The sequence below is a fragment of the Sphingomonas sp. genome (genome assembly GCF_040398505.1).
Taxonomy (GTDB): domain Bacteria; phylum Pseudomonadota; class Alphaproteobacteria; order Sphingomonadales; family Sphingomonadaceae; genus Sphingomonas.
Genome location: NZ_JBBATX010000010.1, coordinates 7,621 through 16,175, shown reverse-complemented (window position 1 = coordinate 16,175; position 8,555 = coordinate 7,621). Strand labels below are relative to the sequence as shown.

Genomic DNA, 8,555 nt, shown 5'->3' with positions numbered 1-8,555 from the left:
CGGTCTGGGCCAGCGCGGCGGTGGCCGCCGCCGCCAATGCCACGGCAAAAATCGACTTGTGCAGCATCGTCATCATTCCTCAGCCCGGAAGTTTGTAGCGCAGGATAAAGGCCTTCCACCCGCGTGGCACGTCATAAAGCTCGGGCGGAAGCCCACGCAGCGGTGCGCAGCCCGAAAAGGTCGCGATGGCATTGCGATCGACCGCATCGACATAGCGCCGATTTTCGTCATCGACACCGCCATGATCGTCCGACACGCTGGGCCGTGCCGCCAGCGAGCCATCACGGTTCAGCGACAGCCGGATCGTCACGACGATTCGCGACGCTCCGGGGCCCGGATTGACTTGCCGGTCGGCGCAGGGCTGCACCTGCCGCCGGATCGCCGAACCGATATCGGCGGCGGCCTTGGCATCCATCGTCGCGCCGGGGGCGGCAGCGGGCGATTTCGCCTTGGACGGCGTTTGCGACAGGCCCTTGCGAAAATCATCGTCGAGCAGCGACCCGGTCGGCTTGGCCTTGGTCGCCTTGGGATTGGCCCCCGCCGCCTTGCTTGCCGCGACCGCCTTGGCCGGGGGTGCCGCCGCCTTGACCGGCGCGGCCTTGGTTTTCTCGGGCTTTTCGACCTTCTCGGCGACGGGCTGCTTCACCGGCGGCAGCGGTTTGGTCGCGGGCTTGGGCGGTGCGACGGCTGCGGGCTGCGGCTTGGGCGGGGCCGGGTCGGGCGCAGGCTCGGGCGCCTTGGCTGGCGGCGGCGCGTCCTCGGGCGGGCCGGGATCGGGCGCGGTCGATTGCGCGGGCGGTTCGGGCGCGGGGGGTGCGCGCTGATCGAGCGCAACCGCGTCGACCAGCGACACGTCGATCGGCTTGGGGGTCGGCAGCGGCACCGGCTTGGCCGACCAGACGACCGACAGGATCGCGAACAGCACGACATGGCCGATCGCGGCCGCGGCCAGTCCGACACCCTCGTTACGCGTCATTTGCCGCCCTGTTCGACCGTCACGAGCGCGACGCGGTTGAGCCCGGCGCGGTTGAGTTCGCCCATCACACGCATCACGCGGCCATAGTCGAGCCCCTTATCGGCGCGCAGCAACACTTGCGGCGGCTTGGCCGGGTCGCCCTTGGCGACGATCTGCGACAGGATGTCGGGCAGCAGCGCCTCGCTCACTTCATCCTTGTCGACATAGAGCTTGCCCGCGCGATCGAGCGAGATTTCGACGGGCTTCTGATCCTGCTCCACGGCTTTCGCGCGGGCATCGGGGAGTTGCACCGGCACCCCCGCCGTCAGCAGCGGCGCGGTCACCATGAAGATGATCAGCAGCACCAGCATCACGTCGACCAACGGCGTGACGTTGATGTCCGCCATCGGCGCGCGCCGCCCGCGCCCGCGTTGCGAGGGGAGATTGATGGCCATCGCTTAAAATTCCCCTCCCACTTGTGGGAGGGGTTGGGGGAGGGCAATTCGGCCAAGGACAGTGCTCGCGGCACTGCCCTCCCCTAGCCCCTCCCGCAAGCGGGAGGGGAATGAAGTACGCAAGCCCCTCACCGCTTCACCTCGCTCTCGAGCTGACGGCTCAGCGTCGCATGGAACCCATCAGCGAAGCGGTTCAAGCGCGCTTCGATGCGGTTGATACCGTGGCTGAAGCGATTGTAGGCGATCACCGCCGGAATCGCCGCGAACAAGCCGATCGCGGTCGCGAACAGCGCCTCGGCAATGCCCGGCGCGACCACCGCCAGCGACGTGTTCTGTGCCGCCGCGATGCTGGTGAAACTGCGCATGATCCCCCACACCGTGCCAAACAGCCCGACGAACGGCGCCACCGATCCGACCGTCGCAAGGATGTTCAACCGGTCCGACAGCGCGTCGATCTCACCCGCGACCGCAGCACCCATTGCGGTTGCCAGCCGCTCGCGCGTGCCGCCACGATCAACCTGGCCGCCTGCGGTCGAGCGGCGCCATTCGGCAACGCCGCTGGCGAACACCTTGGCGATCGGCAAATCGCTTTCGCCTTCGATCCGGTGGAACGCGTCGATATCCTCGGCCTTCCAGAAATCGCGCTCGAAGCGTTCGGTCTTGCGGCGCGTGCTGCCGAGCCGAAAGACGAAGCCGAGGATGATCGCCCAGGTCCAGATGCTGGCGAGCAACAGCCCGACCATCACGATCTGCACGACCGGATCGGCGTGCAGGAAAATCCCGATTGGCGACAAGCTCGTCGCATCGGTATTGAGGGCAAGGCTGGTCACGAAAAACGGTCCCCTGATTCCATCACGCGGGCAAACGCCGCGATCCATTGCTTGGGCTGGCGCTGCGGCCGCCCCGATGCGCCGACCAAGGCCGCCGTCACCTCTGCCTGCGTCAGCACCGCACCACCGCGCATGACTCGTTGCTGAATATCGACCGACGCCGCGCGGACTTGGGTGAGACGCGTCAGCACGAGCAGCGCATCATCGAGCCTGGCCGGCGCGCGATAGCGGATGGTGAGCGCAGTCACCGCATAGGCCCCGCCGCCCGCCTCCTGATGCGCGCGCTGATCCACCCCGGCCAGCCGCAACATGTCGGAGCGGGCGCGTTCCATGTAGCGGAGATAGTTGGCGTGATAGACGATGCCCGAAAGATCAGTGTCCTCGAAATAGACGCGAATCGGAAAACGGTGCTCGCCCGCGACGATGCGGCCTTCGGCAGGCAAGTCGAGGTCGGGTGACGGCATGGCCTCGCCTGTAACGACACGGCGCTCCCACGAAAACCCCCGCGTGACGAAACGCCGCTTGCACACGAGTAACGCCTAGGTTACATGTAACCTAGGCGTTACTAAAAGGGACTCTCGTCATGGATTTGATCGACCAGGCAGAACGCAAGGCGCACGCGCGGGCGCTGGGCCTGTATGTTTTTGCCGGCTTTACCGTGCTGTTTCTGGCCTTTAGCTTTTCGACGTGGCGGCCGTCTTTCTTCCAGGGGATGTGGCTCGGCTTCACGCTCGTCTCAACGCTCTATCTCTCGCCGCTGGCGACGCGGTTGAAGAACGGCCCGCTCGCGCAATTACTGGAGGATGAAGTGACGCGCGAGCATCGCCGGGTGAGTAGCGAAAGCGGCTTTTGGGCGGCGCTGGTCGCGGCGGCGGGGATGCTGATGCTTAGCGGCGGCGCGACCGCGCTGACGCTTGGGGACGGCGCGCGCCTCATTTTCACCGCCGCGATCGTGGTGGCACAAGTCCGTCTCGCGACACTCGAACTGCGGGCCGCGCGCTGAATGGCCGACACCCTCCGCAACACGCTGAAGGACGAACGCGAGCGCCTGGGGCTGACTCAGGCGGCGCTGGCCGAGCGCGTCGGCGTGAGCCGCAAGACGATCAACACGGTCGAGAATGGCGTGTTCGTACCCTCGACGATCCTCGCGCTCAAACTCGCGCGCGCGCTCGATCGTCCGGTCGAGGCATTGTTCCGGCTGGACGGCCCCGGTGTATCGCTTAAACAGGACACATGACCGAATCCGCACCCCCGCCCGCCTTGCGGATCCGTGGCCTTTCCAAGGCCTTCGACAAGCCGGTCATCGCCGGGCTCGACCTCGATATCGCCGCCGGACAGCTTTATGCGCTGCTTGGGCCGAATGGCGCGGGCAAGACGACGACGCTCAGGATGGTGGCGGGGTTGACGAAGCCTGATGCGGGCTCGATCCAGATCTTCGGGGTGGACGCGCTGCGCGATCCGCTGGCGGCCAAGGCGATCACCGCCTGGCTACCCGATGAGGCGATGCTGTACGACAAGCTCTCGCCGCTCGAATATCTCGCCTTCGTCGCCGGGCTGTGGCGAATGGACCCGCAACATGCCGCCGCCGAGGCCGATCGGCTGCTGCACTGGCTCGATCTGTGGGACGAGCGCGATACGCGCTGTGAAGGCTTTTCGCGCGGCATGAAGCAGAAGGTGGCACTGGCCGGGGCGTTGATCCACGATCCCAAATTGCTCATCCTCGACGAGCCGCTGACCGGGCTCGACGCGAGTATGGCGCGGTCGGTCAAGGACGCTTTGCGCGCGCAAGTCGATGCCGGCAAGACCGTGATCGTCACCACGCACATCCTGGAGGTCGCCGAGCGCATGGCCGACCGGATCGGGATCATCGGCGGCGGTACATTGCTCGCCCAAGGCACGCTCGACGAATTGCGCGAGAGCGCCGGCACGGCGGGCATGACGCTGGAGGACACCTTCATCCGCCTGACCGATCCGGCGGCGCACGCCGCCACCGCCGCATGAATTGGGCGATGCGCCGGATGCGCCCCGGCAGCTTTGCCTGGCTCGCCTTGCACGAAGTGCGGCTGACAACGCGCGCCACCCACCGCAAGCCGCGGCGCGGGCTGTTCGGGCGGGTGCCCGGTGCGGCGCAGATGATCGGTTACATCCTGGCGCTGTTGTGGCTGGCGCTCGGCTGTACGATCGCCTGGGCGTTGCGCGACACGCCGATCCCGATCCTGCCCGAAATGCTGGTCGGGGTGCTGGGGATCAGCATCGTCGCGCTGACCTTCATGACCGCGCAAGCAATGATCGGCAGCCAGCGGACGCTGTATGAAAATGGCGATCTCGCCTTGCTGTTTTCCGCGCCGATTCCGGAGCGCACGGTCTTGCTCGCGAAGCTGCTCGGCATCGCCGGGACGATCGCGCTGACCTATACCGTGCTGCTGTTGCCGATCATCGTTCCCGTCGCGATCCTCGGCCATCCACATTTGTTTGGGCTGGTCGCGTTGCTGGCAGCGCTCGCGCTTGCCGCTGCGGCGCTTGGCCTCGCTTTGACGCTCGCCATCGCGACGCTGGTCGGCCCGCGCGCGGCGCGCACCGTCGGGCAAATCATGGCGGCACTCGTCGGGGGTGCCTTATTCCTCGGCTCGCAACTGCTGTCGCATGCCGACCGTAAGGGGGGTGCGACGATCGCCTTGTTCGAGCGGCTGCGCGCCGACGGGCTGGGTACCGAAGGGCTGAGCGGGCTGCCCGGCCGGGCCGCGTTCGGCGATCCGCTGGCGATCCTGCTGCTGCTCGGTGGCGCGACACTCTTGTTCGTCGGCGCAGGCGCGACGCTGCAGCGGCTGTTCCTGTCGGGCTATCAGGATGGCAGCACGCGTCTGTCGCGCAGCAAACCGACGGGCCGCGCGAGCGGGCGGCTGTTTCATGCCGGCCTGACCCGCTCAATCTTTGCCAAGGAATGGCGGCTGCTGGTGCGCGATCCGGCGCTCGCCTTCCAGATCGTGTTACGGCTGATTTATATGGCACCTTTGCTCTTCGTGGCCTTCGGGCGCGGCAATGCGCTGCCAATCCCCGCGGTGCTCGCCTTTGGCAGCGTGCTGATCGCGAGCCAGCTCGTCGGCAGTTTCGCGTGGCTGGCGGTGTCGGCCGAGGATTCGCCCGATCTGCTCGCGGTCGCGCCGGTCGCCAAGGACGAGATCGATGTCGCCAAACTGCTTGCCGCCTTTGCTATGGCGGCCCCGTTCGCGGTGCTGCTGCCGATCGCGATCGCGCTGCAGACGCCGGTCGGTGCCGTCATCACGCTGCTCATGACAACTTTGGGCGGCGCGGCCGCAGGTTTCGTCGAGCTGAAACTCGGCAAGCCGGGCCAGCGCAGCACCTTCGCCCGACGGCGCCAGGGCGGGTTTGTCGCGGGCATCCTGTCGCTGCTGATCGCGGTGGTGTTTGGTGGGGGCGCGGCGCTTGCGGTGTTCCTGGTGACCAGCGTTACCGGGGTGTTGCGGTTCAGTTGAAGTCCGACAGTAATCTGACCCTGGGGTAAACCGCCGACGCCTTGGCCTGGAATTTTGCGTCGCAGGTCGCGAGCTCGCAATCGAGCTCGATTGCCAGCGCGAGGTAGATACAGTCGGCCAGGGGATGACCAAGGTCGATCGCAATATTGGTCGCGCGTTGAACCATTCGCCAATCGACCGGGTGAAGCGGCATCTGGCCGGACTCGATCCGTGCGAGCCATACCCGGATCGCCGATCGTGCAGTTACCGCTTCGACCCGCCGGGCGTTAGCGGCAGCGACCAGCGCGCGGCAAACCTCTTGCCCGAGAAAGTGCGGGCCGCATAAGTCGGGTTCGGCGCGTTCCAACAGATCAAGCGCCAAGTTGCTATCTGGCTCGGTCAGAAACCATTTTACGGCAAGACTAGCATCGACGACGATCATTCCTCGTCGCGGATCGACCGGATCAGCGCAACGCTGCCTTCGTAATCCGGACTGGGATCGATTGCGACGCGCCGGAACGCCTCGGCCAACGAAATGCCGTCGGAAACAACCGCCGGACCTTCGATCCGCGCACGCGCCTCGGCCTCTAGCGAACGATGGTTCGCCTTGGCTTCGCGTTTCAGCCGTTCATAGACGGCGTCATCGACATTGCGGACGGTTATGGTGGCCATCGCTGAAATTTAACAAAATGCTAGCAAAATGCAAGCATCACCCCGCGCGCTGACCCAGTGCCGTCGCCGCTTCGTCCATCAGCAACGCAATGATCTCGGCAACCGGTTCTTCCTTCGTCACCATCCCGACCGATTGCCCGGCCATCAGCGAGCCATGCTCGACATCGCCGTCGATCACCGCGCGGCGCAAAGCGCCTGCCCAATAATGCTCGATCTGCAATTGCGCCTCGGCCATCGCGACCTTGCCCTCATCGAGCAGTTGCGCGACTTCGCGCTGCTTGGCGGTGAACAGGTCCGCCCCGGCATTCTTCAGCGCGCGGACGGGAATGACGGGCAGGCGCGGGTCGATCTGGACGCTCGCCACCGCATCGCGCGCCGAGGCGCGCAGGAACGCCTTTTTGAAATTGGCGTGCGCGATGCTTTCGGTCGCGCAGACGAAGCGCGTGCCAAGCTGCACGCCCGCCGCGCCCATGTCGAGATAGGCCGCGATCGCCTCGCCGCGCCCGATCCCGCCCGCGACGAACACGGGGACTTGATCGGCGACTTCGGGCAGAATTTCCTGTGCGAGGACCGAGGTCGACACCGGACCGATATGCCCGCCTGCCTCCATCCCCTCGACGACGAGCGCATCGACGCCCGAGCGGATCAGTTTCTTGGCGAGGCTCAAAGCGGGGGCAAAGCACACGACCTTCGCGCCGCTCGCCTTGATCGCGTCGAGCGCGCCCGCCGGGGGGAGCCCGCCCGCGAGCACGACGTGCGTCACCTGATGCTTCGCGCACACCGCGATCAGATCGAACAGACCGGGGTGCATGGTGATGAGGTTCACGCCGAACGGCTTGTCGGTCATCGTCTTGGTCGCGGCGATTTCGGCATCGAGCAGCTCGGGCGTCATCGCGCCGCACGCGATCAAGCCGAAACCGCCCGCGTTCGAGATGGCGGAGACGAGATGCCGCTCCGACACCCACGACATCGCGCCGCAGATGATCGCAGTCTCGCTGCCAAGAAAGGCGGTGCCGCGCGCCATGCGGGCGGAGAGGCGCTCGGCGCCGATCGAAGATGTTTGTGTCATCGTCGGGGCCTAGCGCCGCGCGGGGCCTTGGGGCAAGCCCATGTCATGCGACAGGACATCGGCGACCTCGACATCCGCACGCCCGGACAGGGACTGCACGACTGTACGCGCGACGTTTGCGACTGGGTTGCTGGGACCGGGATTGCCACCGGGCTGCTCACGCTGTTCGTGCGCCACACGTCCTGTTCGTTGCTGATCCAGGAAAATGCCGCCCCCGCCGCGCGCCGCGATCTCGAGCGCTGGTTCTCCGGGATCGCGCCCGAATCGCGCGGCTATGAGCATGACGACGAAGGCCCCGACGACATGCCCGCCCACCTCCGCGCCGCGATCACCGCGACGAGCCTGTCGATCCCGGTCGCGGACGGACGGCCGGTTTTGGGGACATGGCAGGGCATCTATCTGTTCGAGCACCGCCGCGCCGCGCACCGCCGGACGGTGGCGGTGCATCTTATGGGGGAGTAGGGAGGGGCTGAAAGCGCCCGATTGCGGACATCCGTATGTGATGGCAGGCTCCTCCATAGCTGCCGTCGCGTAATACGACCAAATCGAGAGGGGGCCGCATGTTCGAGCTTGGGAATAGGAGATACGCCGGGCTTCAATCGCTCGTCTGCGCACTTGTCGGTATCGGCTTGAGCATAGTATTAGACCAAATCGGCTATAGAGACATTTCGCTAGTAGCTGGGCTGATATTATCGGTGACCCTTATGCTCATAGTGGTAGGCTGGCCGTCGATAAAACTGGCGCGAGTCTGGGCGCTGATCTTTGCGCTCACCATGCTACATTTATTTTGTGCTTTCTGGTTTTTCCCATACCAAAATTTCAAGCCGATCATGCTTCTGCCGTTCGGGTTGATCGAGGTCTCGGCATATCTTTATGCCATTGACAGGATGACACGATCCCACTGAACGTCTGCTTCCTTGATTGCTTCAACCCAAAGCGGTCAGGCGGCAATCTACCACATTTTACGCGACCGCTCCTCTCTATCCGAGCGACACACTCAGGCCGCAACATCCTCCGCATCCAGCCCATACGCCGTATGCAGCACGCGCACCGCGAGTTCGGTGTAATCCTCCTCGATCAGCACGCTGACCTTGATCTCGC

The 8,555-nt window shown here is 65.5% G+C and carries 12 protein-coding genes; 5 read left to right on the top strand and 7 right to left on the bottom strand.

Annotation, left to right across the window (positions count from 1 at the left end; genetic code table 11):
* Positions 1 to 79: 79 nt before the first annotated feature.
* The 4 genes from tolA to ybgC all read right to left on the bottom strand — a co-directional run bounded on the left by tolA (position 80) and on the right by ybgC (position 2,704).
* Positions 80 to 976, bottom strand: a complete 897-nt coding sequence (gene tolA / locus ABWP09_RS02695; RefSeq protein WP_353203621.1) for a cell envelope integrity protein TolA — start codon at positions 974 to 976, stop codon at positions 80 to 82.
* Positions 973 to 1,410, bottom strand: coding sequence for a protein TolR (gene tolR, locus ABWP09_RS02690; protein ID WP_353203620.1), 438 nt, complete (start codon positions 1,408 to 1,410; stop codon positions 973 to 975). The genes tolA and tolR overlap by 4 nt, the downstream gene beginning before the upstream one ends.
* 128 nt (positions 1,411 to 1,538) lie before the next feature.
* Positions 1,539 to 2,240 (bottom strand): protein TolQ, encoded by a 702-nt coding sequence (gene tolQ, locus ABWP09_RS02685; RefSeq protein ID WP_353203619.1) that lies wholly within the window; start codon positions 2,238 to 2,240, stop codon positions 1,539 to 1,541.
* Positions 2,237 to 2,704, bottom strand: a complete 468-nt coding sequence (gene ybgC / locus ABWP09_RS02680; protein ID WP_353203618.1) for a tol-pal system-associated acyl-CoA thioesterase — start codon at positions 2,702 to 2,704, stop codon at positions 2,237 to 2,239. Before ybgC ends, tolQ begins: the two co-directional genes overlap by 4 nt.
* A gap of 119 nt (positions 2,705 to 2,823) precedes the next feature.
* Here ybgC and ABWP09_RS02675 point away from each other — a divergent pair, with 119 nt between their 5' ends.
* Genes ABWP09_RS02675 through ABWP09_RS02660 form a run of 4 tightly spaced genes read left to right on the top strand, consistent with a single transcriptional unit; the run spans position 2,824 to position 5,734 of the window.
* Positions 2,824 to 3,243, top strand: coding sequence for a hypothetical protein (locus ABWP09_RS02675; RefSeq protein WP_353203617.1), 420 nt, complete (start codon positions 2,824 to 2,826; stop codon positions 3,241 to 3,243).
* Entirely contained in the window at positions 3,244 to 3,477 is a 234-nt protein-coding gene (locus tag ABWP09_RS02670; RefSeq protein WP_353203616.1) for a helix-turn-helix transcriptional regulator, read from the top strand. It abuts the gene before it with no gap.
* A complete protein-coding gene (locus ABWP09_RS02665; RefSeq protein WP_353203615.1) occupies positions 3,474 to 4,241 on the top strand; it encodes an ABC transporter ATP-binding protein in 768 nt (255 codons plus the stop codon). Before ABWP09_RS02670 ends, ABWP09_RS02665 begins: the two co-directional genes overlap by 4 nt.
* 8 nt (positions 4,242 to 4,249) lie before the next feature.
* The gene (locus ABWP09_RS02660) at positions 4,250 to 5,734 is read left to right on the top strand and encodes a hypothetical protein (protein ID WP_353203614.1); all 1,485 of its coding nucleotides are present in this window, start codon (positions 4,250 to 4,252) and stop codon (positions 5,732 to 5,734) included.
* Here the strand turns inward: ABWP09_RS02660 and ABWP09_RS02655 are convergent.
* The 3 genes from ABWP09_RS02655 to ABWP09_RS02645 are packed head-to-tail and all read right to left on the bottom strand — an operon-like array spanning position 5,727 to position 7,454.
* On the bottom strand, positions 5,727 to 6,155 hold the full coding sequence (locus ABWP09_RS02655) for a type II toxin-antitoxin system VapC family toxin (RefSeq protein ID WP_353203613.1): 429 nt from the start codon (positions 6,153 to 6,155) through the stop codon (positions 5,727 to 5,729). The two genes, ABWP09_RS02660 and ABWP09_RS02655, sit on opposite strands and share 8 nt — an antisense overlap.
* Positions 6,152 to 6,385: a FitA-like ribbon-helix-helix domain-containing protein gene (locus ABWP09_RS02650; RefSeq protein ID WP_353203612.1), complete on the bottom strand. Its 234-nt coding sequence runs from the start codon at positions 6,383 to 6,385 to the stop codon at positions 6,152 to 6,154. The genes ABWP09_RS02655 and ABWP09_RS02650 overlap by 4 nt, the downstream gene beginning before the upstream one ends.
* Before the next feature lie 37 nt (positions 6,386 to 6,422).
* Complete coding sequence (locus tag ABWP09_RS02645) at positions 6,423 to 7,454, bottom strand: NAD(P)H-dependent flavin oxidoreductase (protein ID WP_353203611.1); 1,032 nt, start codon at positions 7,452 to 7,454, stop codon at positions 6,423 to 6,425.
* Between the two features lie 45 nt (positions 7,455 to 7,499).
* Between ABWP09_RS02645 and ABWP09_RS02640 the strand changes: the two genes are divergently transcribed.
* Positions 7,500 to 7,916, top strand: coding sequence for a secondary thiamine-phosphate synthase enzyme YjbQ (locus tag ABWP09_RS02640; RefSeq protein ID WP_353203610.1), 417 nt, complete (start codon positions 7,500 to 7,502; stop codon positions 7,914 to 7,916).
* Positions 7,917 to 8,555: the final 639 nt, after the last annotated feature.